Genomic DNA, 25,712 nt, shown 5'->3' with positions numbered 1-25,712 from the left:
ACGTTCCTGTCCTCGCAATCAACGGCGTGTTCTCGATCAGAACCGGACGCTGCATCTTTGCTCGAGCGCGTATGCGAACTGCCCGACAAGGGGAACGCCGCCTTCGAACTCGCCTGGGGTTACTCAACGCGCTGGCGAGACAAATGGAGCCAAACTCGCAAATACTGCGTGCCGCGTCATATATCCGCGGAGCAGCCCGCGCCGTCGAAGGACTGCCTTAACGGCACAGTGAAGCGCGCGAAGGGACCGACCCGAGATCAATACACCTTGAAGCTTTCGGTGCGTGCCATCAATGCCAGTCCAATAACTGCTATACCCGCGAAGAGTGCGGGCAGCAGGAAGACATGGGGAAGGCCCAGGAATGCGACGCCAAGACCGCTCGCGATGCCTCCTAACGCCGAGGCGAGGGCCGTCGAGCTCATGAAGATTGCCGACGCCGTCGCTACCGCGTTGGGAAGCAGGCGTTGAGCGACGATGATGCCCAGAACCATAAATATGCCCCAAACACCTCCCATGAGGATCTGTCCGGCGAACATGCCCGCTGCAGACGACCAGAGCGCAAAGCAAAGATTGGCAAACACCCCCATGGCGGCCGCGATACACATCAACCATATGTTGCCAAGCTTGCGGCCCAGCCCGATGCTGAAAGGCATGATGATCAGCTCGATGAATGGCTGTGTCCCGATGACTGCTCCACGTACGGCCGGGCCTAGCTTGAGGCGTTCTTCCATGTAGATCAGCAGGAATCCATACTTCACTGGCTCCCCCGCGTAGAGCATGACGAAGAGTCCTGTGAACGTCAGGAGTGGAAGCATGGCACGTAGGCTGGAGTGACGCGCGGGCTCGCTCGCCGACGCCGGCTTGATCTTGACGGTTGGGTTCAGCGTTCCGAGAGGTGCGATCTGTAAAAGCATGCAGATGGCGGTCATCCAGAGCATGGGGCGCAGGCCATAGGCAGCCGCTACCCACGCTCCCAGGACAGGCCCGACGATCCATCCGCCGGTAAGCGCCATACGGATGATGGCAACGACACTTTCATTTGCGTCGTCGGGCTTGTCGCTGAGTTCATCGTGGACAGCCGCAAAAATCTGCGAGGCGGTAGCACCGGAAACGGCCAGCAAAGCGACCGCAATGATGAAGGGTATCCAGACCGAAGTAGAGACGGCCAGCCCTGCCCAGCCCACAAAGCCCGCCACAGCACACATGCGAAAAAGACCGAGGCGATTCCCTGTGTGATCAGAGTAGCGGCCGACGAAATACCCCGCGACTGGAGCTGCAAGGCTGGTCAGGTAATAGAATCCTGCCAACGGCAGCGAGGCGCCGAGTTCCTTCACCAGGAACAGAACGATCTGTGGTGCAGCCGCCGACGCGCCGAGACCCGACAAAAACATCGCAATGGTTGCGCCAAGAAAAAGCCTCGAAGCTGCAACTTGACGCAATGCAGATTTACTACCGGTTCGGTCAGACATCGTGACAGATTGACTACCGCGTTGGTCAGACATTGTGAACCGCCCCCCCGTTATGTTCCTGAACTTGCTCGGCAGCGATGGTCCGTGCGGCCCGCACACTGGAGACTATCGCGACCGCTTCCCGATTGCTATAGCCAGGTTGAACTGGTCACTTCCGCATTGCCGAAACAACGGACTGAGGCTTGAAACTGCAAACGCTTCAGCAGTCCGTGTGCTCGTTTATTGCGGTCATTCGATTTTATCTTCTACGCATAAATTTCTGTAACCCTAAATATTCCCACGTGCTGGGATAACAAAAAAGTTTTTGGAGTTCCTGAGCGGACCTGAATATAGTCACTCCCGAAAACAGCCCTGCCGCAAGAGTCAAGCGTTCAACCAGGAGACAGACATGAACCTGCTCGTGTACAGACGTTGTGCCTTTTCGCTGTTAACCGCATTAACCGTGAGTGTGTCGCTGGGCTTGTCGGGTTGTGGTGGCGATGCGCCGGGCGGTAGCGGGGCCGTCGCCTCGGCGAAGAGTCAACAAGCCACGGCGGCCTCTGCCGCGCAAAGCGAATCCGCGGCGCAGCAAAGCCGCCGCCCCTCGCGTCAAATCGCCGTGGTGCCGCCGCCAATGGGATGGTCGTCATGGAATAGCCTTGCCGAGAACGTGAATTACAACACGATCAAGGCCGAAGCCGATGGCCTTTCCGCACTGAATGCGCAGCTAAAAGCCGGCGCGCAATACGAGTACGTGAACACCGATGAAGGCTGGTGGACCTCAGGGGCGAGGGATGCCAACGGCAACTTCGTCATCGACAACACCCAATGGCCGGGCGGCATGCAGGCCATCGCGCAATACATCCACAGCAAGGGACTGAAAGCGGGCATCTACATCGACGCCGGCCCGCAGGGTTGCGGCACGCGAACCAACGGCACGCATTTCGTCGGTAGCGACTTCGCGCACTACGATCACGACTTCCTGCAGTTCGCGCAGTGGGGATTCGACTTCGTGAAGGTCGACTTCTGCGGGGGCGGCGCAGCCGGCTATGATCCGCAGCAAGCCTATACAGCCATCGCCGATGCGATCGACAAGGCATACGTGCAGACCGGCCACCGCGTGACGCTCAGCATCTGCGACTGGGGAACCATCGCCAGCAACAGCACGTACCCCGACTTCAACGAGGGACCGTGGGCGTGGGCCGCCGGGGTTGGCCGGATGTGGAGAACGACGGGGGACATCTATGGGCCGAACAGCGGCGCGCCGAACTTCGGCAGCGTGACCGGCAACTTTCTTGGCAACTATCACCCCGAGGCCCAGCACACTGGCTTCTACAACGACCCCGACATGATGGTGGTCGGCATGGGCATGACGGCGGTTCACGATCAGGCGCACATGAGCCTGTGGGCGATCGCCGGCGCACCGCTGATTCTTGGCGCCGACCTGTCGAAGCCGCTGACCGCGGATACCACGCAGTTGACGACCAACACCGACGTCATTGCAGTCGACCAGGACCCGCTTGGCACACAAGGTGTAAAGGTCGCACAATCCGGCGCACAGCAGGTGTGGGCGAAGCTTCTCGCCGGCCAGGGGCAGCGTGCTGTCGTGCTGTTCAACAATGGCACGACGGACGCGCCGATGACGATCACGTGGCAGCAACTCGGCTTGGTGCCAAACGCGCGCGCGATGGTGCGTGATCTGTGGGCCGGCAAGCAACTCGGCTCGTTCGTCACTTCGTATACGGCACCCTCGGTGCCGGCGGGCGGCGCCGTGATGCTCTCGGTAAGCGGACAGGACGTCGCCGCGAAGAACTACCAGCCGACTTCACTTGGCGGTGGTGCATCGTATACGCACTGCCCGGACTGCGACGGCGGCAGGATCGTTCGGGGACTTGGCACGGTAACCTTCGGCAACGTCGCATCGACCGGCACCGGCGGCTACGTCGAGATTGCATATGCGAACCGCTCTCGCGACACGTTGACCGCACAACTTTCGACGAACGGCGGCCAGACGACCACAGTGGCGTTTCCGCCGACCGGCGGCGAAGGGCGCGTTGGCACGGTCACGGTCTACGTGCCGCTGCAGCCCGGGGGTAACTCGCTGACGCTGTCGAGCGCGGACAGCACCGCGGCTGCGCCCGACATTGGCACAGTCTCTGTCGTCGCCGGCCCGGTGACGCTTCCGCCGTTCAAGGCCGCCTACGAGGCAGAAGCTTCGAGCAGCGTACTCGCCGGTGGCGCGCGCATTTCGGCATGCAGCGTTTGTTCGGGCGGCTCGGACGTCGGCTATGTTGGCAACGGCGGGACGTTGACGATCAACAACATTAGTGTTCCCGCGGACGGCACCTACACCGTGTTGGTGGGCTATGCGAACGGCGACTCGGCGCCGCGCTCCGCGGACATCAGCTTTAACGGATCAACGCCTGTCACTGTGTCGTTTCCGCCGAGCGGTGGGTGGAGCACCATCTCGACTCTCGCTGTGACGGGCACATTCAAGTCGGGCAACGCGAACGCGCTGATCTTCTCGAACCCTTCGGGTTGGGCACCGGACATTGATGGCGTCGGCGCGCCGGCAGCGCAGTAGCTTCAGTTGAAAGACCTGCGCCGCCGTGTCTTGCGGCGGCGCAAACCTCAAACTAGGGAGACGCGCAGCGTTGGGTGCGCTATGTGTGAGGCCGCAGCGCGCTACTACCTCTCACGATAGCGATTTTCAAGGCATGCGGAATACAAGATGCGTCGCCGGCGGCAACGCGGGGACGATCAGATTGCTGCTCGCAGTTTCAAAGGACGATACGTCCCATCACAGAAGCAATCGAGCACCACTCAGCCCAAAGCCAACTCGCCCGCCGTTTCCTGCAGCAGCTTGCGAAAGCGCTTCAACACGGGTTCTTCGCGCGCCGTTAGCCGCGAGCCGAGCATGATCGGGCTCGATGGCAACGCGCTCTCGATCTCCAGAATGCTCAGCATGCCGAAGCGCATGTAGCGCCGGGCGATCGACTCCGGCGCGATCGACAGCAGCCGCGTGTGTGCCACCACTTCGATATTCGACTCGAACGAGCGTGTCTCGAGCACCGGCTCGATCGGCGGCAGACGACGTCGCGTCCAGAATAGATCGAAGGCGACACGCGAGGTCGTGTCGGCATGCGGGAGCGTCCAGTCGAGCGCAGCCAGGTCGGCAAGCCGCAGCGGCCTCGCGGATAACACAGGATGGTGGTTTGAACAGACGATTACGGTGCGCTCCGCATACAGACGTTCGATCTTCACCTCGTCGCTCTTCACCGTGCTGGCGCAGCGCAGGATCGCGAAATCGAGTTCGCCTGCCTCCAGTAGCTCAAACAGCATAGTCGAGCTGCCCTCGATCACCTTACAGCGGAATGCCGTGTCGTCGGTGCCCGCTGGATCGTCTGCGTGCGTCCCTGCGTACATCCGCGCATAGAGCGGCGGGATCAGCGTATGCATTGCGCGGGGTATGCAACCGAGCCGGACCGGCAACCGCGCGGACGCGGCGCTCGCGCTCAGCCGGTCCATCGCGCGCATCACGGAGCGCGCTTGCGCGAGCACGGTTTCGCCGAGCAACGTGGGCTGGCTTCCTTGGCTCGACCGTTCGAAGAGTCGTGTTCCCAGCCGGCTTTCCGCATCGGCGAGCAGCCGTGAGAGCACCGGTTGCGCAACGCCAAGACTGCGCGCAGCGCGATGTACCGAGCCACCATCACCGATGGCGATCAGGGCTTCGATATGACTTCGTTGCAGTGCCGCAGGAGATCGCTTCATGACATCACCGTCCGAGGGTTGATGAGGAGATGCGAAAAAGGTATCACGTGAGGACGATGCTACTTTTTCGACGCCGCCGGTCCGGGTGACTTGAGAGTAATTAATGACAGAGACTCGTGGCGCAGACCTGACTCCACAGACTATGCTTCGGAATGGAGTCAGGCTGATTCTCACGGTCTAGCGCAATCACATCATGCCGGTCTTCGGCGCGTCCTTCGAGACAGGAATCAAGCTGATACATACGAGGCACGAGGCCGCCACCGGTCACATGGCCGACTCACTGGCGCGGATGGCCGGCAGAGTAGGCGTGGCCGCGATCACGGGCGGTTCCGGGCACGCCAACGCTGTGTCGGCCCCTATACACGCCGTGCCTGGTTGAGTCCTCCGTGGTCCTGCTGTCCAGCCCGGCGGATAACAGCCGCTCAAAACGCCCGACACGATCAGTGCATTCGTCACCTTTGCCAGGACGTTTGTGCATAGAGTCTCCGGCGCCGGTCATAGAGGACGCCATCCGACTCAATGCAGACAACAATTCGTTGCGCTCTGTTAAGTTGCCTTCTTGATATCGTTGCCAAGCCGATTTGTCAGGATGGCGCTCGTAATAACGTGAAGGAGATGATCGGCCCGTGACGCGAATGAGGGTTGGTCGACGAGCCAGCCGAGCGCCGACATCAGGGCGAACAGATCTACCCCATCCATATCGGCGCGTGCCGTTCCGTCGCCCTGAGCGCGGCGCAGTAGTCGCTCGCCCGCTTCATGCACCGCTGTGCAAGAAGCGTAAAGCGCGGAGTGCGGGTCCGCGTGGGCGCTCGCCATCAAGGCGACAACGCCGCTATAGCTATGAACGAATGCGACCCCTTCGCGAAACCAGGACACAAGCGCTTCGCCCGGCGGATTCGACGTTTCGAGTTCGCCCGCCTTTTGCGTCAGTGCGTCCAGATTCGCACGCAGCAACGCTTCGAACAAGGCTTCTCGCGTCGGGAAATGACGCAACACTGTGGCCAACCCGACCTCGGCCCGGCGGGCGATGTCACGCATGGACGCATCGGCGCCATTCTCGGTGACGACGTCACGAGCGACTGCAAGCAGGTGATTGTAATTTTTTCTGGCGTCGGCCCGCATAACTTTCCTTGACAAATGGATCGGTGATCCATATATTTCAATCGGGATATGGATCACTGATCCATAAGATACAGCGCATTTGTGCAAATTGGAACAGAGACGCTGTCCGACACCACGAAAGGAGATGTCATGGGAAAGCTTGAGGGTAAGGTTGCAGTCGTCACGGGTGGATCGAGCGGCATGGCGCTGGCGAGCGCCAAGCGGTTCGTTGAAGAAGGCGCCTATGTTTTCATCACGGGCCGCAGGCAGGAGGCGCTCGACGAGGCCGTCAAGCTGATTGGCCGGAACGTGACCGGCGTGCGCGGCGACGCGGCCAATCTGGACGACCTCGACCGCCTGTTCGATACAGTCAAACGGGAAAAGGGCAAGATCGACATCCTGTTCGCGAGCGCAGGCACGGGCGAAGCTGTCCCTCTGGGCGAGATTACCGAGCAGCACTTCGATGCGATCTTCGGTTTGAATACGCGCGGAACGCTGTTTGCGGTTCAGAAGGCGTTGCCGCTGTTCAACGATGGCGGATCGATCTTCATGACCGGGTCCGTTGCTTCGGTGAAAGGCTTTCCTGGTTATGGCGTGTATTCGGCGAGCAAGGCGGCGTTGCGCTCATTCGCACGCACCTGGCTTAACGAACTGAAGGGTAGGAATATCCGGGTGAACGTGCTGAGCCCGGGGCCGATCGCCACACCGATGCAGGACCAGGTTCTCACCGAGGAGGCTAAGCGGATGTTCGAATCCCTGATTCCGCGGGGAAAGATGGGTCGTCCTGAGGAAATTGCGACGGTCGCGCTGTTTCTTGCTTCAGACGATTCGAGCTTCGTGAATGGGGTGGAGTTGTCTGTCGACGGCGGCTTCTCGGCCATCTGAAATCGCGCCGAAAAGCGTGTAGAAGCACCTGTCAACTCGACGAAGATGATCCGATTTGTGTCGATAAATATGGATTCCTTGTCAATACGGAATGGAGAGTTCGCATGAGCTATTCAATTATTGGCTTTGGCGCGATAGGTCAGGCACTCGCCCGAGCGTTTGCAAGAAAGAACATCGATGTGACCGTCGCCAGCCGGCGCTCTCCCGAGACGTTGATGCCGCAGGCACAAGCGATTGGCCGCACCGTTGTCCCCGGGACGCTGCAGGATGCAATCGCGTCCGACACGATCTTCCTGGCGGTTCCGTTCTGGGAACATCGCGAAGTCGCGAAGCAGATCCCAACCTGGCAGGGCAAGACAATCATCGATACGACCAATGCTTACGGTGTTCCCGTTGCAGACCTGGAAGGTCAGCCGTCGGCCGCGGTTGTCGCCAAAGCGTTCACCGGCGCCAGGTTCGTAAAGGGCTTTAACCATCTGCCCGCTGCCGTTCTGGCCGCTGATCCAAGCGTGAATGGCGGGAGCCGCGTCGTGTTTTTGTCGAGCGATCACGAAAATGCGGTGGCACCGGTCGCTGCTTTGGCCGAACAACTCGGTTTCGCGCCGATTGCGCTGGGACCGCTCAAGGATGGCGGCTTGCTTGTCCAAGGTAGGGGGAATACCTGGGGGCAACTGATCTTCAAGGATCTCGTCAAGTTCAAATAGCGGCGCCTCACGACGAAGACAGCGGCCACGCGCATCGCTAAACGCGTGCTGGTGATCTGACCGGGATTCGGTTAGTGCCTCTGAGCGAGTGCATGATGGCCGCTGGCGACTCGTCGGCTACGAGCGCCCGTACGGCAGAAGTGACGCAGACGGATGTCCGTTCGGACTTGAAACAGCGACGAGTGCTGCCGCGACGCATTCGGGCGTAGATGGAGGATACTTCGTAGCAGCAAGTCAACGCGTCCAGCCAGGATTCTGCACATGAAGACACTTTCTCTACTGACTCTTTGCGCAGCGCTGTTGTCGTTCGGCGGTGCGGCGTACGCGCAAGTCGACCAATCTGAGCCTCAGCTGCTGATCAAGACCGCGACGCAACAGATACTCGACGAGGTGCGGACCAGAGCGATCGCGCCAGACGATATTCCTCGCATCATTGATATCGTAAACCGGGACATTCTTCCCTACACCGATTTTCACCGCACCACGTCACTGGCGATGGGCCGTTACTGGCGGACGGCTACGCCCGCGCAGCAGCAGCAACTGGTCGAACAGTTCAAGATGCTCCTGATCCACACCTATTCGGGTGCTATCGGTCAGCTCCGTCCAGACCAACGGATCGACTACCCGCCGATCCACATCGCTCCAACCGATACGGACGTGGTGGTGCGCACGGTTGCAACCAGGAACGGCGAACCAGCGGAGATCGACTACCGGCTGTACAGCACGCCGCAGGGCTGGCGGTTGTATGACCTGAATGTGCTCGGCGTCTGGCTAATCCAGACATATCGGCAGCAGTTCAGTGACAAGATCAAGGAAAGCGGTGTTGACGGTCTGATCCGGTTTCTTGCTGAGCGCAACCAGCAGCTCGCTTCCGGCAAGCAGTAAGTGATCGCTGGGTATCATGGCGGCGGGCGCTTACCGGGCCGTGACCCGTCATTCGCCCGCAAATCGTTTGGATATTCAGAGGGCGGCCATCTACGGTCAATCAATAGGGCTTCGCGAATGACCGAAGTGTGCGCTCGAACGGACTTTCATGGCTTTGGCGATCCTGCCCAACCGCAGCGACTCCCCCGTTTCCCCGAGCTTCGACGGCGCCTTTTGCTGCACAAATCATGCTGCTCGCCATCCGGTGGGAACTCCAGTTCGATGACTATTTTTCCGCAGACGTTCCTTCGTCAGACGGGCGATTGCTGCCGGCGCCTGGTCCGGTATGGCGAAAACTGAACTGACGTTGATCTCACAGAGTACGTAGGTATCCTCGCCCGATTCGGTGCGCGGTCCGTAAAGGAAGTCAGCATCCCAGATAATCGGCAGCGAAGCGCTGTCGATGTTCAGGATATCCATCATTTGCGGCGTCCATTCGAGTTCCATTTTCGCTCTGAGGACTTGGAACGGCTCGGCCGAGGCGGAGTGCATGATACGTGGCCCGGGCTGCGCAGCGTCAGAGTCATGGCCTTCCGGTGGTGGCGATATCAGCGCCTTGATCAACTGGTGTCCGAACCCGACAACCTTGTCGGCTCCCATGTAGCAGCGAATCATCCCGTCGGGAAGGCGTGACTGAAAGGGTTGGTCAACAATGCAGCCGTCAGGCGTGAGGTATGCCTCGCAGCGCGCCATGAAATCGTGCAGCGTTATCTCTTCCGGCACGCTCCCTCGGCGTGCATGCAGCACGCGAACCAATACCGCATCGCCGCCAGGCGGCGAGATCTGCTCGACTTTCCAGATCCCCTGACCACCATTGCCCCTGTTTTGTTTGAGAACGCGCGGCCCCGCCGATTCAAGGCGAGACGGGAACTCAGACTGGAACGCAGATCTGTCGCGATAGAGATGGGTATCCGTTCCCCAGCTGAGATTCCGGGTGCGATGCAGAACTTCCTTGACGCCCATTTTCAGGATGACGTCAGGGTGGGCGCTGACCCAGGGTCCACGCGACGCCACCTCCCGCAGCATGGCGTCGAGAGCCACACGGGTCTGCCCGTCGTGAATCGGATCAACCCATACCAGTACGCCGTCGACCTTCAAGAGTTGCTCACGCACTTCATCCACTATCTCGTCGGAATAGACAGCGGGTTCCACCTGAATACCGATCGCCGTCAGTTCTTCGAAGACGCGATAAAAGCGATTGTTCGCCGGTGTCGCATTTTTGCGCGCTTCATGATCACCGCGCCACAGTATGGCCACCTTGGCGGCAGTTTTAGTTTGACTCATCTCATCCTCCACACGCGCCTGCATCCAGGGGGGAACTTGAGCGCGAACAACTTCGCGATCGGCCAGGGTTGGTACTACCCATTCCGACTCCGTTGTCTTTATCGCCTCAGCCTTGTGGGGCCATAATGCGCAACATTGCTTGCCCCTGAACATTTTTAAGCGGGAAGTAGGCACGATGCGTTGAGTCATCTACTGCGACAACGTGCGCATTGAGGCCGACACGACCGTCACCGATCTTCGACACGTTGCCCGCTTCGGCTTTGAACATCGAGACGATCCCGGCTTCGCCAGCGACATAGAGCAGATGCAGTTGCGGGTCGAAGGCCAGGACGTCCGGATCCTCTCCGACATCGAACGATGACGTGACCCGCATCGTGGGCATGTCGAGTACCAGCAGCTTGTCATTGCCTTCGCAAGCGATGAAAGCAAGCCGTTGCTGCGGTTCGATCAGCAGTCCGTGATTGCCCTGCGCGCCCGGCAGATCGATCCGTGTGATGATCCGGTCCGTGGCTGGGTCGATTTCGAGCAGTTGCCGCCGAGACTGAACGTTCACGAAGATGTGTCGGGAAACCGCATCGTACTGGGTGTTGCCGGCTTCACCGCCGAGCGGGATCGTTGCAACCCGCGTGTTGGAGCGAACGTCAATCACCGTCTCGGTTTCGCCCGTTTCGTCGGACACGTAGAGTTTGTGCGCGTCGGGCGCGTAGGCCATGCCATCGGGATAACGGCCGCCCGGCATGCGCGCCGTGATCTTTAGTGTGGCTTCGTCAATCGCGACGATCTCATTTGAGCCGGTGGCCGACGCATACACGCGTGACAATTCCGGAACCGTCAGTACGCCATGCACAGTGGCCACGTCTGGAATCCGGCCGGTGACGCGACCGGCGCGCGTGTCGAACACGATGACCTCATCGTCGCCCAGATGGGCGATGTACAGCAGGTGGCGTTCCGGATCGAAGCTTTCGTAGTCGAGTCGGGTCGGCCGTCCGCCCAGCGGAACGTCGGCGAGTTGTCTCAACGGCAGGCCACCCATTTCAAGACCGTTGTCCGCACCCGACGCTGGGAACGCAACGCCCCCCAGCGCGGCAACAATAGCGCACGCTACAGAAAGCAGCCAACGAGCAGCAGGCCGAGTCCAAAGTGCATTCATAACGCGAGTTTCCTCAGCGTGTTCACCGTGCAACTATGCTTTGCGAGCGGCGCTCGTTCAATCGTCGTCTTCGCCAGCTCACGCATCATCCAGTTCACGTCATCCTCCGAGCAGGCACCGCTGCCTGCATCCGCATGGCGGCGTTGTCCCAGTTGATGAGGCTAAAAAGCTGATTGACGTATTCGTTGCGCCGGTTCTGGTACTTCAGGTAGTACGCGTGCTCGAAAACATCGAGGATGAGGATGGGCTGGATGCCCCAGGCGGTCAGCTTCTGATGGTTCTCGCACTGCAGGATCATGAGCTTGCCCGTCGCGGGATGATAGCCAACGACACCCCAGCCGGATGCTTCCACTGCAATCGTTGCCGCCGCCAGTTGGGCCTTGAACTTCGCATACGAACCGAAATTCCTGTCGATCGCTTTGGCCAGTTCGCCCTTCGGTTCACCGCCTTTACCCGAGATGCTGGTCCAGTAAATGCTGTGCAGGATGTGGCTCGACAGCTGGAACGCGAGTTCTTTCTCATAGAACTTCACCAGCGCGAAGTCGTTTGAGTCCCGCGCTTTCGCGAGACCGTCTTCAGCCTTGTTCGCGGCAGCGACAGCAGGCTTGTGGTGAAAGTTGTAGTGCAGTTCGACCGTGCGCGCATCGATGACGGGTTCTAGCGCGTCGTAGGCGAATGGCAGCGGTCCAGCGGCATACTTGCCGTCCGCGTCCGTGAGCTTGTCGGTATAACCGGGCTCTTCTGCGGCACGCACGGTTTGCGCCTGGGCCAGCATGATTCCCGCGCCCACCGCAGCGGTGTTGTGCAGGAAGGTACGACGTGTTGCCATGATTACGTTCCTCGTAGAATGCGCGCACGCGCGTGCCGTCAGATGGCGTGCTAGTGGATAAGCGGATAGACAGCAAGACCAAACAGGGCAGCCGCAACGACAATCACCGGCTCCTGCAGCTTCTTGAATCGCCAGAGCAATACGACCGTCACAAGCGCAAGCACAACAGTCGGCCAGTCGACGATGGAGCGCCGCGCGATGACAATGACTGAGCCGGTGATCGCACCCACGGCCGCCGCAGTAATGCCATCAACGAACGCCTTGACGGCAGGTAACCTGCCGTATTTCTTGAAGTACGGCGCTGGCAGCACGGTGAACAGGTAGCAGGGCAGGAAGGTCCCAAGCGCGGCGACACAGGCGCCCGGGAATCCCGCGACCAGGTAACCGATAAACCCGACTGTGATCACGACCGGCCCCGGCGTGATCATCGCGACGGCCACCGCATCGACGAACTGCTTGTCGTTGAGCCAGTGATGTTCGGTCACGACGCCACCGTAGAGGAACGGCACGATCGCCAGTCCCGAACCGAACACGAACGCGCCGGCCTTGGCGAAGAACAGACCGATCTGGCCGAGCAACGGCAGGTCAAGACCGCTCAGGACACCGCTTACACCCGGTCCCTGCGTCACGGCAAGCGCATTCAGTCCGCCCTTGCCAAGCCACTTCGGTGGGGCACGCCAGAACCAGTTGATCAAACCACCCGCGATAAAGAGCCACGCGATCTCGGACTGAGTGACCACGGTAACGACCGCGAGCGTCAGGAATATCGCCCACAGCAATCTGTCTTTGCCGACGGTCTTCCTGGTCAGCTTATACGCGCTCATCGCGATGATTCCGACCACCGCGGCGCCCACGCCATAGAAGACTGCCTGCATCCAGGAGAGGCCGCCAAACTGCGCGTAGGCCCAGCCGAGGGCCACGACCATCAGGAACGACGGCAGGACGAAAGCGATACCGGCCACCGTTGCACCGACGACGCGGTAATGGACGTAGCCGAGATAAATGCCGAGTTGAGCGGCGAGAGGACCCGGCATCATTTGAGCCAGCGCCAGGCCCTCCTTGTAGTCCTGTTCGCTGATCCAGCCCCGTCGCTCGACGAGGTCGCGGTGCATGTAGCCGACCAGCGCCACCGGGCCGCCAAATCCAAAGGTGCCGAGCCGCAGCATGTAGAGGACGATCTGGCCGAGCGTGTAGCCGGGCGTGATCGCCGTCGTGGTGTTCATGAACGGCCCTCTGAGTTGTCATTTTTTTTGCTCGTCGCAAAGTGTGCGTAGATCGAATCGAGCACGCGCCCCATCTCGTCGAGCAGTTGGTCGTCGTCCAATGCGCGTTGCCGCGCGCCGGCCATCACCGCTTCGAAGCCGATCGCTTCCGGCACCGGTGCTCCGCCAACATCGAGCGCGTGCACCATTTCACCGAGCCGAAGCAGCGCCGCGTCATCGTCGAGGCCGAAGCTCACGACCAGCACCTCAAACGTCACTCGCTCGCCCACGTGTGTGAAGGCGGCGCCGTCGAAGTCGAAGCCGAGCGCGTCCGGCGGGCAGGCCTCCGGCGAAGCCAGCCAGAGGAAGCGTGCCTTCGGATCGATGAAGCGGCGGATCAGCCATGCGCTCGCGACGCGATCGACCCAGAGCCGTTGCCGGGTTGCCCACGTGCGAGCCTGGTATTCGTCACGCGGGAGGGGCCGGATCACTCGCTCAGCCGCATGCGGCTCGCCCGGCGACAGGACCGTATCCGCAAGGGCCACGAAATCTTCCCAGGCGACTTCGGCGTCGGTCGATGCGGGACCCGGAAAGTAGTCGATCATCCGGATCGCGTCGTAATCCTTGCGCAGGCGACGCAGCAAGCGCGTGACGTCTGCCGGCGGCAGGCCCCCCAGCGTTTTGCGCGTAGCGCCCAGTGACGCGACAAAGGTTGCGTAGTCGTCGTTCCGGTCGAACAGTGCGCGAAAGTCCGCTTCCTGCGACGCGTCCGAGCTTGGCGCCCGCAGCAGATGCGCGGTGCCGCCGGCTTCGTCGATGCTGCCGGCAAGTTCGCGGAGCATGTCCTCACGCTCCGCGGTGTGAGGCAACAGGTAGATGCCGTCACGCAGGACCGCGCACCCCTTCGCCTTCAGCGCGCGCCACGCTCGCATGCGCGCGGTGGCGTTCTCGGTGGGGAACGTCAGAACGAGGACGCACCAGTTGGTTAGAGTATTCATGTAAAGTAAACTACACAAATGTAGCGTACTTTACAAACAATTTTTGTTTTGACTTCGGCGGGCAGCACTGACCGTGATTACTGAAGGGCGAACGGACGCCGGTGGCTGGTATCCGACTGAGGGCCCAAAACCGAACTGGCCATGAGCCGGACGAAGCGAGAGCTATCTCGCCGGCTCAGTGAATGACGGTGAATGTCGGGGAAATGCGCGCGGGTGGGTAATCGGCGCGTGTCGTTACGGGTGCGTGCGCGTTCTTCTCCGCTTGGCGATGGCGAAGGCTACTCAATAGAGTGCCCGCTGGTCTCGCAGCGCTGGCCTGAGCGGCCGTCTTGGGCCGAATAACGGTCGTTCGAAAGGAAAGCGCGATTGGCGCTTATGGGTCGGCTACGGTCCGACGCGCGATGCGGGGTCTGCAAGTTCACGCGTGCGGAACGTCGGGCGGCGACCGGCCAGAGGCGGACCTCGGCAATCGACGGTGTGACCGGCTTTTGAGTTTTGGTCTGTAGCAACCGGGGTTTTGGTCACCCGCCTAACCGTTCACCAATGCCTCCTGGCGCGCGAGTTGCGCTCGTGCGAGCCGGCCAAGGCGGCGGACTCCGTCCTCTATGCGGTCGTCCCAGGCATGCCCGGCGCTCAGGCGCAGGCAATTGCGAAAGCGCCGGCTCGCCGAAAAGACGTCGCCTGGTGCGAAACAAATGCCTTGCTCGAGTGCCTCGTCGAAGAGCGCACGCGAATCGAAGCGTCTTGGCAGTTCGAGCCAGAGCACAAAACCGCCTGCTGGCCGGCTGACTTTCGTGTCGGCGGGAAAGCTTGCCTCGATCGTCTGAGTCATGCGCGCGAGGTTCTCTTCGAAGATTCGGCGGATGCCGCGCAGGTGCGAATCGTAGCTGCCGCTCTCCAGGAAGTCTGCGAGTGCAACCTGCGGCAAGACCGGGCTGCAGAGGCTGAACGCGAGCTTGCGCTCCATCACTTGCTGCGTATAGGCGCCCGCCGCCATCCACCCGACCCGGTATCCCGGCGCAAGGGATTTCGAAAACGAGCTGCAGTAGATCGTATTGGCGCCGCCGTCGAGCGCGATGAAGGGCTTCGGCCGCTCGCGACCGAAGTGGATGTCGCCATAGACGTCGTCTTCGATGAGCGGTACGGCATGCCGCGCAAGCACCGCGAGGAGCGCACGTTTCTCGGCTTCTGTCATCGCCGAGCCGAGTGGATTGTTGAAGCTCGATGACAGCACACAGGCCGCCACGGGTTCTGTATCGAGCAGGCGTGTGAGCGCGCCGACGTCGATACCGCGCGTCGGGTGAGTTGGCAGCTCGAACGCCTTCAGGCCGAGCATTTCAATGGTGTGAAGGAGCCCAAAGTATGTGGGCGATTCGATCGCGATCGTATCGCCACGCGTAGTGACAGTCGTAAGCGCGAGTGTCAGCGCCTCGGTGCAGCCGCACGTCACGAGCACGTCGTCGGGGGAGAGCGTGTGCCCGACGCGCATCGCGCGCTTTGCGATCTCGCGACGCAGGCGCGGCTCGCCGTGTGGCGCGCAATAGGTGTTGTAGCGCGTGCCATGTTGACGTGCGGCGCGCGCGAGCGCGAGATCGAGCCGCTTCGATTGCAGCAGCGCGGCGTCGGGCACGGCGCAGCCAAGGGGGACGAGCGCCGAATTCGATGCGTGCTCGAGAAGCGCTGTGACCGCTCCGCTGATCGACACAGTCGACGCCTTCGCGCGCGCCCGCGAGGCCGATGGCAACGCGAGGACGCCGCGGCGTGCGGCCGCGACGTAGAAGCCCGACTGCGGACGCGCGACGAGGACGCCGCGATCTTCAAGCAGGCGATATGCCTGTAACGCCGTGGAGATGCTGATGCCGTGCTGCTCGCTGACTGCGCGCACGGATGGCACCCGCATGCCCGCTGCGAGTGCGCCCTTGTCGATCATGCCGACGATGAGTTCGGCCAACTGCTCGTAACGGTACGGAGTGGGCGTGTCCATAGAAGCGTTCATAACGGAGTAATCCCTGATTATCGACGCGACGCCCTGGCTCGCCAAGGGAAATTGTGATGGTCCATTCTGCAGAAAACTGTGACTGTTCTGGTTGACCCAGGGACGCTACGATGCATACGTTGCGATCGCGTCCGGAGGAACCGGGATGCCGTACCGCAGCAAGGCCCCCGTGCACGGCTGTGACCTCCACGAAGGCCGTGCTGGACCGGCAGTTCGACGGCTTGCAGCGGATCGTCTGGCGAATGACTCACAGCAAATGCAAGGCACGAGCATGAACAGTTTTCAGCAGAATTTCGATGAAAGACAGCGCCCTGGCTTCAACGAAGCGAATTCCCTCGCCTGGCGCGGGAGATTTCCTCGCAACGAGATCATTTCACTGCTCGACGTGAATCGGCCATTCAATCTGGCGGAGAGCACTTCGCAAGACTTGACGGTCGGCGAATTGCTGGACCTGGCGGGTCTCGACCGTATCCGCGATCTGAAACTCGGCTACGGAACCTCCGCTGGGTCGTTAGCGTTGCGCGAAGCCATTTCAGAAGGCTGCGGCGTTTCAGCCGGGCAGATCATCACGACACAAGGTACCGCGCTCGGGCTCTTTCTTCTCGCTTTCGAGGTCTGCCGGTCCGGCGACGAGGCTGTCCTTGCGACACCATGCTTTCCGCCGAGCCGTGACTGCCTTCTCGGAGCCGGCGTCGACGTACGCGAGATCAAGCTGTCGTTCGAGAGTGGCTATCGGCTGGACCTGGATCGGATCGACGCACGCCTGTCGTCAAAGACAAAGCTTGTCAGCATCGCGTCGCCACAAAATCCATCTGGCGTTCAGATGTCTCGTGCCGACATCGAGAAGCTCCTTGTCGTGATGGAAAGGCGGTCTCCGAAAGCGATACTTTTCGTTGACGAGACCTATCGGGAAGCCGCCTATGGTGACGATGCGGTGGCCGACAGTTTCGCGGCGCTCGACGCACGCATCGTCACCGGCGCGTCGGTATCGAAGGCGCTCGGCGCGCCGGGCTTACGAACAGGCTGGCTCACGGTGGCGGACGCTGATCTTCGGGCGCGTCTGACCGTCGCCAGGATGAACACCGTGATCTCGGGTTCGGTGCTCGACGAGACGCTCGCCACTGTGCTTCTGCGCCACAGGGAAGGTGTACTCGCGTCGCGACGTCGGTCGCTCGCCGGCGCTCTCCAGGAACTGGCGCACTGGTGCGAGAGCGAGCGCGAACGCGTCGAGTGGGTCCGACCCGACGCAGGTGCGCTGTGCTGCGTGCGCCTGCGCTCCGAGGCATTCGACGAGGCTGCCGCCTCGCGCTTCTGGGATCTGCTGCCGGGTCATGACTTGCAACTGGCGTCCGGAGCATGGTTTGGGGAAAGCAGCCGTGTATTCCGGCTGGGCTTTGGCTATCTGCCGCCAGCGCGCCTCGGATCCGCGTTGTCCGCGCTCTCGTCGGCTCTGGACGCCACGACTGCCTGACGTGTCGTAACCCCTGGATTTGTGGAGTACTGCTATGAGAGTAAGCATCGCGTATCTCGAGGAACCGCCCTTCTACTGGACGGGCGAAGATCATTGCGCGACGGGCGCCGACATCGAGCTGGCGGATGTGGTGCTTCGAGCGATCGGTGTGTCCTCGATCGAACATCATTTGACCTCGTTCGAAGAGCTTCTGCCGGGCGTGCAGGAAGGACGCTGGGACATGAACGTGCCAATTTTCGTGACGGCCGAGCGAGCGGAGCGCGTTGCATTCAGTGTGCCGGTCTGGTCGCTGGGTGATGGCTTCCTGCTTCGTCATGGCAATCCGAAAGCGCTGACGAGCTACCGGGCCGTCGCGGCGCGGAACGACGCCCGGCTCGGGATCGTTGCCGGGACGATTCAGTACGACGCTGCAATGTCGGCGGGCGTGAGCGACAGCCAGATCGTGGCGTTCAAGGACCAACCGCACGCGATCGACGCGCTGCTTGCAGGAAAGATTGACGCCTACGCGAGCACGGCAGTGGGAAGCCGTGTCCTGGCGGGTGCCAATAGGGAACTGGAAGGGGTTGCGGTCGAAACGAGCAACGAAAGCGTAGCACCTGTCGGCGCCTTCTCGTTCAGCCAGAGCAATCACGCGCTTCTGCAAGCGGTGAATGAGCAGCTTCGAAAGTACATCGGTTCGGCGGATCACCGTGCTCGCATGGCGAAGTACGGTCTCACAGGGACGGAACTCGACAGCGTGAGCGCAGCCTGAGCGGCACGAGTCCGCGGGATTCAGACGGAGGGAGCATGAAGCGATCCTATAGCGTGGTTGACGTCTTTTCATTCCGGCCGCTTCTGGGCAACCCGGTGGCCGTGGTCATGGACGCGGAGAACCTGACCGCCGACGCGATGCAGGCTGTTGCGAGATGGACCAATCTTTCGGAAACGACGTTTGTCCTTCCGCCCACGACAGCCGACGCCGACTATCGCTTGAGGATCTTCACGCCGCGTAGCGAACTACCTTTCGCCGGCCATCCGACGCTTGGTAGCGCGCACGCAATCCTGGAAGCCGGGCGCGTCGCGCCCCGCCGAATCGGTCGATTGATCCAGGAATGCGGCATCGGGCTCATCGAATTGACGATCGAGGCGCGAAGCGAAGGCCGCGAGCTCACCTTCCGGCTACCGCCTGCGAAGCTGGAGCCGCTGCACACGACGGACATGGCGAAGTTGGAGCGCATCCTCGGGTGCAAAGTGGACCTGAAGACTGCGCCAGGTATCGTGAACGTGGGCGCCATCTGGATCGTGGTTCAAATGATCGACGCGGCTTCCGTACTGGATCTTCGGCCGGATCTCCCGAGACTGGCTGAGCTTGAGCGCCGCCTGGGCGTCACGGGCCTGACCGTATTCGGCGCTCGCGAGCATGGCGACGATGCGGCAATTGAAGTGCGTACCTTCGCACCGTCCTGCGGGGTGGAGGAGGATCCTGTCTGCGGAAGCGGCAACGGCAGCGTGGCCGTCTTCCAGTGGCAGCGCGGCCTGTTACCGCCTGGCGGAGCCGATTACGTGGCGGCTCAGGGGCGTTGCGTCGGTCGAGATGGGCGAGTCAAGGTAAGCGTGGATGCGAACGGAGTGGTAAGCGTCGGCGGTTCGTGCGTCACGTCCGTGGAAGGCTCGCTTACGCTCTAAACGGAGACCTGGCGCGAGACGCGCTGAGAGTGTTTGCGCGAGGAATTTTGCCATTTCCCGCATTCGAAAGAAAAGACGACCACAGGCGTTTCGAAATGAATGACGCATTTCCCATTGATGCATCGCCGGGCTTCATCTCGATCACCAATCCCTTCGATGGCGTCGAAGTGGGCACTGTCGTGAACATTCCACCGGGAGGCGCGCAGGCGCTGATCCAGACCGCAAAGGAGGGGGCGCGCGTCTGCCGCAACCTGTCCCGTCACGAACGGGCTCGCGTGCTAGAGATTTGCGCATCGCTTGTGGAGCGTGACAAGGACGCGTTTGCCGATCTGATCGTCGCGGAAGCGGGCAAGACGATCCGGCAGGCCAGCAAGGAAGTGCTGCGATGCGTGAACACGCTCAAGCTGTCCGCCGATGAAGCGCGTCAAAACGTAGGTGAGGTCGTGCCGTTCGACGCGTACGGTGGATCGGAAAACCGGCAGGGATGGTTCACTCGGGAGCCTCTCGGCATCATCGTCGCCATCACCCCATACAACGATCCGCTGAACCTGGTGGCGCATAAGTTGGGGCCGGCGATTGCCGGCGGCAATGCCGTGGTGCTCAAACCGTCTGAATTCACGCCACTGTCGGCGATCAAGCTCGTCGGATATCTGGTGGCGGCCGGATTGCCATCGAACGTCGTGTCGGTCGCGACGGGCGGCGCAGCGCTCGGCGAAGCGCTCGTCTCATCGCGGGACGTCAGAATGGTTTCCTTTACCGGTGGATTCATAACCGGAGAGAAAATCGCCCGGTCGTCGGGTCTGAAAAAGTTCGCGATGGATCTGGGAGGCAACGCACCCGTCATCGTCCTGAGTGACTGCAATCTCAAAGACGCCGTTTCGTCGTGTGTGTCCGGAGCGTTCTGGGCAGCGGGCCAGAACTGTATCGGCACGCAACGAATCCTGATCCAGTCGTCCATCTACGACGAGTTCGCGAGGCGCTTTGTTGCCCGTACTCGAGCACTCAAGTCGGGCAATCCCGCCTTGCCCGACACGGACGTCGGACCGATGATTACAGCTCAGTCAGCCGTCCAGACGAAACGCGTGGTGGATGCCGCGATCGGTCAGGGTGCCAGGCTGCTGTGCGGGAATACGCAAGACGGTTCGCTTTACGCTCCGACGGTGCTCGAGGACGTCGGCTTCGACTGCGACCTGTGGAAGGAGGAGGTGTTCAGCCCGGTTGTCGTTCTGCAGCGGATTGAGACACTGGACGAGGCGCTTTCGCTTGCCAACAGCCCCGAGTACAGCCTGCATGCCGGCATCTTCACAAACGATCTGCATGCAGCGCTCAGGGCCGCCGACGAACTGGAAGCCGGCGGGGTCATGATCAACGACTCATCGGATTACAGATTCGATGCCATGCCGTTCGGGGGATTCAAGTACGGAAGCCTGGGCCGCGAAGGTGTCAGGTTTGCGTACGAGGAAATGACTCAACCGAAAGTCGTGTGCATCAGGAAGACGACATATGGCAACCAGGATCATGTAGCGACGGCCGGATAAGGACCAGCCGGCAAGCCTCGCTTTCCACAATCAGGCAGTGCGCGCTGGAAATCTCATCGATGCCACGATGGGCGGCGCGATCCGTACGCCAATTGTGATGGCGAACTCGTACCGGATGCCGGCTGACCCGTTGTCACCGGACCGGTCTGACAGTTCCTTCTGAGTGAACCAGGCGTCAGTGGACGTATGGTCAGCCATTGGCCACTTTGCGTTCGCCACAAGGTGCCTTGTTCCTGCGGCGCAGTTCATCTGTGGTTTCGCCGCCGCCGTCCGGCAGCCAGCCAGGCGGCTGGAGAATGTGATTGATCGCCGTCCACACGTTCTTTGCCTTCGCTACGTCCCGCACCAGTGTCGCCCAGTGCTCGAACTCGACGACGAACGGATTGCGCGAGGTGGTCGGCGTGACGAGACCGTAACGGCAAGGTTCGTCGGCGCGCTCTTCAACGTAGGTGCCGAACAGCCGGTCGAAGATAATCAATACGCCGCCGTAGTTCGCATCCAGATAATCGACATTCGATGCATGGTGCACGCGGTGCGAGGATGGCGTATTGAAAACATACTCAAGCCAGCCGAGCTTCGGAATCCACGTGGTATGCAGCCAGAATTGATACATGAGGTTGATGAAGAGCGTCAGCAGTACGACTTCAGGACGCACGCCGAGCCATACGAGCGGCGCGAAGAAGATCGCCGAGCCCGACAGCTTGCCCGTCACGCCGAGCCGGTACGCGGTGGAAAGGGTCAACTGGTTAGGCGAGTGGTGCACAGCGTGCGTCGCCCAGAAGAACCGGATGCGATGCGACGCCCGGTGATACCAGTAGTAGCAGAATTCCTGGCCGATGAAGAGCGTGAGCACCATCAGAGCGCTGTTCAGTTCTACGGTGAAGATGCGATGCTCCCACGCCAGGGCAAATATGGGGGTTGCGAGCGAGAGCGGCAGCAGCGCGAGCAGCTTGCGCCCGACAACATCGGCGAGCGAAAGCCACACTTCGTGCCATGCGAATGGCGTGTCGGTTGTGCGATTTTTCCGGCTAAGCCAGACAGCTTCGACCAGCGACACGGCGATGACGAAAGCTGTGACGTAAAGCGTGAATTTTCCAAGTGATTCCATGACGATGCCCTACGGTAGTGGCGGAAGCTATCGTCTGCGGTGAAAGGGTGTGTCAGTGCGTCGCATCCGATACCGACACATTAGCCATGGGCGCCATAACAGTCTATGTGGAAGTTATTTCATCGTATGTCGTGGGAGGCGGAGCCTTGCCATGCGATGAAAGTCGGGCCCACACACATGGAGCCTGGTCCTTCGACACGGTAGTGACAGTTACAGGACCGCACGGTGTCAAGGGCAGGTCAAACTGTGCCGTCGGCGCGCTTCGCTTTGTCTCCGGTCGTGCGCGGTGTCGCCTCAGTTGCTGGCTTGCACCGGAGTTTCCTTCGTGGTCTCAAGTGACGCCCCGCACGTCGCGCTGGCAATATCGGTCGATGATCTCGAACAGTCGACGGCACGATGTGGCGAGGTGCTGTTCAGGCGCCGTGGCCACCCCGAGCAAAAGGCCGGGTAAGGTCCAGGATGGAGTCGCGAACCATGCGGACAAAGGCGATGGTGCCATGCCAATGGTCATCGCTTCCCGAACGATCCGCACATCGGGCGCGCCGTCGGGGAGTCGGAGGAGTACTGCCAGGCCGGCATTAACCCACTCTGCGTCGCGCAATCGTAACTGCTCGCATAGCGCGTCACGCTGGGCAGAATATAGACGCTTGAGCCGACGCACGCGTCGGATGTAGTGGCCATCACGCATAAATTGAGCCGTGGCGAGTTGAACTACCGGTGATGGTGCCGGGGCAAGCGTTGCGGCTACTTCGGAGAATGCGTTGGCCAATTCGTTTGGCGCCACGACAAATCCAAGCCGGAGCCCCGGGCTAACAGTCTTGCTGAAGGAACCGATGTGAATGACCCGTTTTCCCTCGTCCAGAGATGCCAGGGCAGGTGCCGGCCTGCCTTGCAGTTGTAGCTCGCCGAGGTAGTCATCTTCGATAATCCAGGCGTCGCTCGAGGCCGCCCATTCAAGCAGCTGAAGACGTCGCCTTAACGACAGGGTCGAGCCCAGCGGAGCCTGTTGGCCAGGCGTCACGACGGCTAACGCTGCGTCCGCGGCGTTCTCGATGCCATAGCCTACGTTGAGACCTTCTGCATCCACCGGTACCGGCACGATATTCAAACGAGCGAGCTCCAACCCTTTCCGGGTGAGCATGAAACCGGGCTCTTCCATCCAGACCTTCTTGCCTTCCAAACCTAACACCCGCAGTGCAAGGCCTAAGCCGGAGCTGTATCCCGAAGTGATAAACACCTGCTCCGGGTAGCAGTGAACGTTTCTAGCGATGGCGAGATAGCCCGCGATCTCTCTTCGCAATTCGAACTCCCCTCTGGGATCGGGATAGAGCAGTGACGATAGACATCCGGTCTTCAGTAGATTGGACGAGCGCGCGCGTGCAAAAAGCTGTTCCGGTAGGCCTTCAAACGCCGGAATGCCGAGCTGAAAGATCGCCGGCCCGGCGTTCATCTCCTCATAAGCCCTCATAAACGCTCCGAGCTGCGGCGCTTCGGATTGAGTCGCCGCCACGCGGGGCCGTGGGGCGACGCGGGTGCCCCCGGCCCGGAATGTTTCGATCATTTGAGCGTCGGACAACCGTTCATATGCCGCTTGAACTGTACCGCGCGCCACGCCGAGCTGCGCGGCCAGGTCCTGCCACGAGGGCAGTCGGGTACCAGGTGCGAGCAGGCCTGACTCTATGGCCCTGCTAATGCTCATACGAATCTGTTCTGCCAGGGACAGCTTCGCTGTCCGGTCGAGCTGAATCTGCAGGTCTGCATTCATGTTCTTGGTACACACAAAAACGGGGAATCTTGGTTCTTTAATTCGTACCATCGATGGTACAGAATATTCACACCATCGTTGGTACAAATGTAAGGCCAATAGGGGAGATATCTGGTCATGACCATTCACCCGATCCTGTCTGCGTTTTGCGCGATAGTTGCGATCTTCGTAAGCGCTGGCGCTGCGGCCGGGCGCTGCCTCGGTACCTCACGCGCACACCAAGTCCGCTTTCATATACGCGTACGTGGTATCAGGCGCAATCGAATCAAAAGTGAACGATGGTGAAGTACGCGTGTATCGCGCGGGCGAGAGCTGGTCCGAACCGCCTCGCGCGCGCCATCCCATCAGGCGGAACGCGAGCAAAACCGAACCTGCAAAGCTGTTGGCGGTATTCGTCGTTGATAGCAACGACAAGGAACTGACCACGCCGGTCAGGTAAAAAGCCCCTCGTACCTCGACTTATCCCCTCACCTGTAGGATTAACCATGACCAACGCAGTCATCGAATGTATCCTGAGCCGCAGCGCCGCCAAGTATTACGATCCTGCCGCCACCCTGAGCGACGACCAGATTCGCGAGCTCGTGCGAATCGGCACCACCGCGCCGACATCCTTCCACCTGCAGAACTGGCGCTTCATCGCGGTACGCACGCGTGAAGCCAAGGCCAGGCTGAGTCCGATTGCCTGGAACCAGCCCGCGATCACCGATGCGGCCGTGACCTTCATCGTTTGCGGCCAGCTGGTCGATACCAGCGTCATACCGGAGCGGCTGGCGCCGCTGGTGGAGGCGGGCGTCATGCCGGCCGCGATGGTGCCGGAATGGGAAAACCCCGCACGCGATCTGTACATGGCGTACCCGCAGCGCCGGCGTGACGAGGCTGTACGCACCGCCACGTTCGGCGCGTCGGCGATGATCTATGCGGCCCGCTCACTGGGCTTGGGTTCCACGCCGATGATCGGTTTCGATGCCGAAGCGGTACACCGCGAGTTCGGACTGGCCGGGGACGAAGTGCCGGTTCTGCTGCTGTCCGTCGGGGCGGAGCGTCCGGGAAACTGGGCGCAGAAGCCGCGCCGTCCCCTGACCGATGTGCTGGATCTCGTTTAATGGCTAGTAGAACCGGTGACCTGTGGAAGGTACGCGGCAAGAACCGCCGCACCAAGCCTGAACAGATGCTCGATGCCGCCATTGGCTTTGTGACGCGGCCGGAGAAAGTCGTATGAATATCCTGCACATCGATAGCAGTCCGCGACCGAAGTCGCACAGTCGAGAGCTGTCGGCGGCGCTTGTCGAAAAGCTTCTCACGATTCTGCCCGGCGCGAATGTAATTCGTCGGGACCTCGGATATGAACCGATACCTCATGCCGGACCCGACTATGCCGCCGCGCTCGCGACGCCCGCGTCGCTGGCCGCGGCAGGGCGGTCCGCCGACGCGGTGCTTCCGGCCGAGCAACTCATTCAGGAGGTCGAGTGTGCCGATGTCGTTGTCATCGGCACGCCGATGAACAACTTCACGGTCCCGTCCGTCCTGAAGGCGTGGATCGATCAGATCCTCCGTGTCGGCCGCACGATGAAGTCGACACCAACCGGCAAGGTCGGAATGCTTCAGGACCGTCCGGTATTCGTCGGGATCGCTTCGGGTGGCGTATTCGCTGGTGATCGAGCCAATCAGCCGGATTTCCTTACGCCCTATCTTACCGCCGTGCTCGGCTGCATTGGTCTCAATACCGTCCATTACCTGCCTTTGCAGGCTACAGCCTTCATCGATGAGACGCGCGCAACCGAACTTCGCCGCTCGCTCATCGCGACGATCGAACCGGCGATGGTCAGCCTCGTGCGGAGCCGCGTTTGAGTATTCGTAAAACCAGTAACTTATA

At 61.0% G+C, this 25,712-nt stretch carries 22 protein-coding genes and 1 pseudogene; 12 read left to right on the top strand and 11 right to left on the bottom strand.

Going from position 1 to position 25,712, the window contains the following annotated elements; all coding sequences use genetic code 11:
- Window positions 1-257: 257 nt before the first annotated feature.
- Window positions 258-1,502, bottom strand: coding sequence for an MFS transporter (locus ACQKRQ_RS35065; protein WP_427482115.1), 1,245 nt, complete (start codon window positions 1,500-1,502; stop codon window positions 258-260).
- A 355-nt stretch (window positions 1,503-1,857) separates the two neighbouring features.
- On the opposite strand from ACQKRQ_RS35065, the gene ACQKRQ_RS35060 reads away from it, so the two are divergent.
- Entirely contained in the window at window positions 1,858-4,032 is a 2,175-nt protein-coding gene (locus tag ACQKRQ_RS35060) for an alpha-galactosidase (RefSeq protein ID WP_427482113.1), read from the top strand.
- A 239-nt stretch (window positions 4,033-4,271) separates the two neighbouring features.
- Here the strand turns inward: ACQKRQ_RS35060 and ACQKRQ_RS35055 are convergent, their stop codons facing one another.
- Window positions 4,272-5,219 carry a LysR family transcriptional regulator gene (locus ACQKRQ_RS35055; protein WP_427482112.1) on the bottom strand — a complete coding sequence of 316 codons (948 nt, stop codon included), beginning with the start codon at window positions 5,217-5,219 and terminating at the stop codon, window positions 4,272-4,274.
- A gap of 193 nt (window positions 5,220-5,412) precedes the next feature.
- On the opposite strand from ACQKRQ_RS35055, the gene ACQKRQ_RS35050 reads away from it, so the two are divergent.
- Window positions 5,413-5,598 (top strand): thiamine pyrophosphate-binding protein, encoded by a 186-nt coding sequence (locus tag ACQKRQ_RS35050; protein ID WP_427482110.1) that lies wholly within the window; start codon window positions 5,413-5,415, stop codon window positions 5,596-5,598.
- 167 nt (window positions 5,599-5,765) lie between these two features.
- Here the strand turns inward: ACQKRQ_RS35050 and ACQKRQ_RS35045 are convergent, their stop codons facing one another.
- Window positions 5,766-6,341, bottom strand: coding sequence for a TetR/AcrR family transcriptional regulator (locus ACQKRQ_RS35045; RefSeq protein ID WP_427482108.1), 576 nt, complete (start codon window positions 6,339-6,341; stop codon window positions 5,766-5,768).
- A gap of 129 nt (window positions 6,342-6,470) precedes the next feature.
- On the opposite strand from ACQKRQ_RS35045, the gene ACQKRQ_RS35040 reads away from it, so the two are divergent.
- From ACQKRQ_RS35040 to ACQKRQ_RS35030, 3 genes are all read left to right on the top strand, one after another.
- Window positions 6,471-7,205 carry an SDR family NAD(P)-dependent oxidoreductase gene (locus tag ACQKRQ_RS35040; protein WP_408178656.1) on the top strand — a complete coding sequence of 245 codons (735 nt, stop codon included), beginning with the start codon at window positions 6,471-6,473 and terminating at the stop codon, window positions 7,203-7,205.
- A 104-nt stretch (window positions 7,206-7,309) separates the two neighbouring features.
- Window positions 7,310-7,909, top strand: a complete 600-nt coding sequence (locus ACQKRQ_RS35035; protein ID WP_427482106.1) for an NADPH-dependent F420 reductase — start codon at window positions 7,310-7,312, stop codon at window positions 7,907-7,909.
- Between the two features lie 261 nt (window positions 7,910-8,170).
- Window positions 8,171-8,794 carry an MlaC/ttg2D family ABC transporter substrate-binding protein gene (locus tag ACQKRQ_RS35030; protein WP_427482104.1) on the top strand — a complete coding sequence of 208 codons (624 nt, stop codon included), beginning with the start codon at window positions 8,171-8,173 and terminating at the stop codon, window positions 8,792-8,794.
- A 225-nt stretch (window positions 8,795-9,019) separates the two neighbouring features.
- On the opposite strand, the gene ACQKRQ_RS35025 is transcribed toward ACQKRQ_RS35030, so the two are convergent.
- The 6 genes from ACQKRQ_RS35025 to ACQKRQ_RS35000 form a co-directional block, all read right to left on the bottom strand.
- On the bottom strand, window positions 9,020-10,117 hold the full coding sequence (locus ACQKRQ_RS35025) for a Cj0069 family protein (RefSeq protein WP_427482103.1): 1,098 nt from the start codon (window positions 10,115-10,117) through the stop codon (window positions 9,020-9,022).
- A 106-nt stretch (window positions 10,118-10,223) separates the two neighbouring features.
- Window positions 10,224-11,267 (bottom strand): YncE family protein, encoded by a 1,044-nt coding sequence (locus ACQKRQ_RS35020; protein WP_427482102.1) that lies wholly within the window; start codon window positions 11,265-11,267, stop codon window positions 10,224-10,226.
- A gap of 94 nt (window positions 11,268-11,361) precedes the next feature.
- Window positions 11,362-12,096, bottom strand: coding sequence for a superoxide dismutase (locus ACQKRQ_RS35015; RefSeq protein WP_427482101.1), 735 nt, complete (start codon window positions 12,094-12,096; stop codon window positions 11,362-11,364).
- A 50-nt stretch (window positions 12,097-12,146) separates the two neighbouring features.
- Window positions 12,147-13,319, bottom strand: coding sequence for a chromate transporter (locus tag ACQKRQ_RS35010; RefSeq protein ID WP_427482100.1), 1,173 nt, complete (start codon window positions 13,317-13,319; stop codon window positions 12,147-12,149).
- A complete protein-coding gene (locus tag ACQKRQ_RS35005; protein WP_427482099.1) occupies window positions 13,316-14,296 on the bottom strand; it encodes a chromate resistance protein ChrB domain-containing protein in 981 nt (326 codons plus the stop codon). The genes ACQKRQ_RS35010 and ACQKRQ_RS35005 overlap by 4 nt, the downstream gene beginning before the upstream one ends.
- A gap of 529 nt (window positions 14,297-14,825) precedes the next feature.
- Window positions 14,826-16,280, bottom strand: coding sequence for a PLP-dependent aminotransferase family protein (locus ACQKRQ_RS35000; RefSeq protein WP_427482098.1), 1,455 nt, complete (start codon window positions 16,278-16,280; stop codon window positions 14,826-14,828).
- Between the two features lie 439 nt (window positions 16,281-16,719).
- Between ACQKRQ_RS35000 and ACQKRQ_RS34995 the strand changes: the two genes are divergently transcribed.
- Genes ACQKRQ_RS34995 through ACQKRQ_RS34980 form a run of 4 tightly spaced genes read left to right on the top strand, consistent with a single transcriptional unit; the run spans window position 16,720 to window position 20,966 of the window.
- Entirely contained in the window at window positions 16,720-17,763 is a 1,044-nt protein-coding gene (locus ACQKRQ_RS34995; protein ID WP_427482096.1) for a pyridoxal phosphate-dependent aminotransferase, read from the top strand.
- Between the two features lie 34 nt (window positions 17,764-17,797).
- Window positions 17,798-18,514, top strand: a complete 717-nt coding sequence (locus ACQKRQ_RS34990) for a transporter substrate-binding domain-containing protein (protein WP_427482095.1) — start codon at window positions 17,798-17,800, stop codon at window positions 18,512-18,514.
- Window positions 18,515-18,549: 35 nt separating this feature from the next.
- Window positions 18,550-19,428, top strand: coding sequence for a PhzF family phenazine biosynthesis protein (locus ACQKRQ_RS34985; protein WP_427482094.1), 879 nt, complete (start codon window positions 18,550-18,552; stop codon window positions 19,426-19,428).
- Window positions 19,392-20,966 carry an aldehyde dehydrogenase family protein gene (locus ACQKRQ_RS34980; RefSeq protein WP_427482092.1) on the top strand — a complete coding sequence of 525 codons (1,575 nt, stop codon included), beginning with the start codon at window positions 19,392-19,394 and terminating at the stop codon, window positions 20,964-20,966. Before ACQKRQ_RS34985 ends, ACQKRQ_RS34980 begins: the two co-directional genes overlap by 37 nt.
- A gap of 190 nt (window positions 20,967-21,156) precedes the next feature.
- Here the strand turns inward: ACQKRQ_RS34980 and ACQKRQ_RS34975 are convergent, their stop codons facing one another.
- Entirely contained in the window at window positions 21,157-22,074 is a 918-nt protein-coding gene (locus ACQKRQ_RS34975; protein ID WP_427482090.1) for a sterol desaturase family protein, read from the bottom strand.
- A gap of 331 nt (window positions 22,075-22,405) precedes the next feature.
- Window positions 22,406-23,839, bottom strand: a complete 1,434-nt coding sequence (locus ACQKRQ_RS34970) for a PLP-dependent aminotransferase family protein (RefSeq protein WP_427482089.1) — start codon at window positions 23,837-23,839, stop codon at window positions 22,406-22,408.
- Between the two features lie 175 nt (window positions 23,840-24,014).
- On the opposite strand from ACQKRQ_RS34970, the pseudogene ACQKRQ_RS34965 reads away from it, so the two are divergent.
- From ACQKRQ_RS34965 to ACQKRQ_RS34955, 3 genes and pseudogenes are all read left to right on the top strand, one after another.
- Window positions 24,015-24,278: pseudogene (locus ACQKRQ_RS34965) on the top strand (cupin domain-containing protein); the annotation flags it as partial.
- A 46-nt stretch (window positions 24,279-24,324) separates the two neighbouring features.
- Entirely contained in the window at window positions 24,325-24,942 is a 618-nt protein-coding gene (locus ACQKRQ_RS34960) for a nitroreductase family protein (protein WP_427482088.1), read from the top strand.
- A 112-nt stretch (window positions 24,943-25,054) separates the two neighbouring features.
- Window positions 25,055-25,687 carry an FMN-dependent NADH-azoreductase gene (locus tag ACQKRQ_RS34955; RefSeq protein WP_132380040.1) on the top strand — a complete coding sequence of 211 codons (633 nt, stop codon included), beginning with the start codon at window positions 25,055-25,057 and terminating at the stop codon, window positions 25,685-25,687.
- The last annotated feature ends 25 nt before the right edge of the window (window positions 25,688-25,712 follow it).

The organism is Paraburkholderia sp. NPDC080076 (assembly GCF_050281145.1).
In the GTDB taxonomy this organism is placed as follows: Bacteria; Pseudomonadota; Gammaproteobacteria; order Burkholderiales; family Burkholderiaceae; genus Paraburkholderia.
The sequence above is the reverse complement of the archived record's forward strand: the minus strand, read 5'-3'. Positions and strand labels throughout refer to the sequence as shown.

What these genes read in the sequence shown, in the direction of transcription:
- ACQKRQ_RS34955 (WP_132380040.1), top strand. Translation starts at nt 25,055, where the DNA reads ATGAATATCCTGCACATCGATAGCAGTCCGCGACCGAAGTCGCACAGT.
- ACQKRQ_RS35035 (WP_427482106.1), top strand. Translation starts at nt 7,310, where the DNA reads ATGAGCTATTCAATTATTGGCTTTGGCGCGATAGGTCAGGCACTCGCC.
- ACQKRQ_RS34975 (WP_427482090.1), bottom strand. Translation starts at nt 22,074, where the DNA reads ATGGAATCACTTGGAAAATTCACGCTTTACGTCACAGCTTTCGTCATC.
- ACQKRQ_RS35015 (WP_427482101.1), bottom strand. Translation starts at nt 12,096, where the DNA reads ATGGCAACACGTCGTACCTTCCTGCACAACACCGCTGCGGTGGGCGCG.
- ACQKRQ_RS35050 (WP_427482110.1), top strand. Translation starts at nt 5,413, where the DNA reads ATGCCGGTCTTCGGCGCGTCCTTCGAGACAGGAATCAAGCTGATACAT.
- ACQKRQ_RS35000 (WP_427482098.1), bottom strand. Translation starts at nt 16,280, where the DNA reads ATGGACACGCCCACTCCGTACCGTTACGAGCAGTTGGCCGAACTCATC.
- ACQKRQ_RS35030 (WP_427482104.1), top strand. Translation starts at nt 8,171, where the DNA reads ATGAAGACACTTTCTCTACTGACTCTTTGCGCAGCGCTGTTGTCGTTC.
- ACQKRQ_RS35025 (WP_427482103.1), bottom strand. Translation starts at nt 10,117, where the DNA reads ATGAGTCAAACTAAAACTGCCGCCAAGGTGGCCATACTGTGGCGCGGT.
- ACQKRQ_RS34985 (WP_427482094.1), top strand. Translation starts at nt 18,550, where the DNA reads ATGAAGCGATCCTATAGCGTGGTTGACGTCTTTTCATTCCGGCCGCTT.
- ACQKRQ_RS34990 (WP_427482095.1), top strand. Translation starts at nt 17,798, where the DNA reads ATGAGAGTAAGCATCGCGTATCTCGAGGAACCGCCCTTCTACTGGACG.
- ACQKRQ_RS35005 (WP_427482099.1), bottom strand. Translation starts at nt 14,296, where the DNA reads ATGAATACTCTAACCAACTGGTGCGTCCTCGTTCTGACGTTCCCCACC.
- ACQKRQ_RS35045 (WP_427482108.1), bottom strand. Translation starts at nt 6,341, where the DNA reads ATGCGGGCCGACGCCAGAAAAAATTACAATCACCTGCTTGCAGTCGCT.
- ACQKRQ_RS35020 (WP_427482102.1), bottom strand. Translation starts at nt 11,267, where the DNA reads ATGAATGCACTTTGGACTCGGCCTGCTGCTCGTTGGCTGCTTTCTGTA.
- ACQKRQ_RS34960 (WP_427482088.1), top strand. Translation starts at nt 24,325, where the DNA reads ATGACCAACGCAGTCATCGAATGTATCCTGAGCCGCAGCGCCGCCAAG.
- ACQKRQ_RS35040 (WP_408178656.1), top strand. Translation starts at nt 6,471, where the DNA reads ATGGGAAAGCTTGAGGGTAAGGTTGCAGTCGTCACGGGTGGATCGAGC.
- ACQKRQ_RS35055 (WP_427482112.1), bottom strand. Translation starts at nt 5,219, where the DNA reads ATGAAGCGATCTCCTGCGGCACTGCAACGAAGTCATATCGAAGCCCTG.
- ACQKRQ_RS35065 (WP_427482115.1), bottom strand. Translation starts at nt 1,502, where the DNA reads ATGTCTGACCAACGCGGTAGTCAATCTGTCACGATGTCTGACCGAACC.
- ACQKRQ_RS35010 (WP_427482100.1), bottom strand. Translation starts at nt 13,319, where the DNA reads ATGAACACCACGACGGCGATCACGCCCGGCTACACGCTCGGCCAGATC.
- ACQKRQ_RS35060 (WP_427482113.1), top strand. Translation starts at nt 1,858, where the DNA reads ATGAACCTGCTCGTGTACAGACGTTGTGCCTTTTCGCTGTTAACCGCA.
- ACQKRQ_RS34970 (WP_427482089.1), bottom strand. Translation starts at nt 23,839, where the DNA reads ATGAATGCAGACCTGCAGATTCAGCTCGACCGGACAGCGAAGCTGTCC.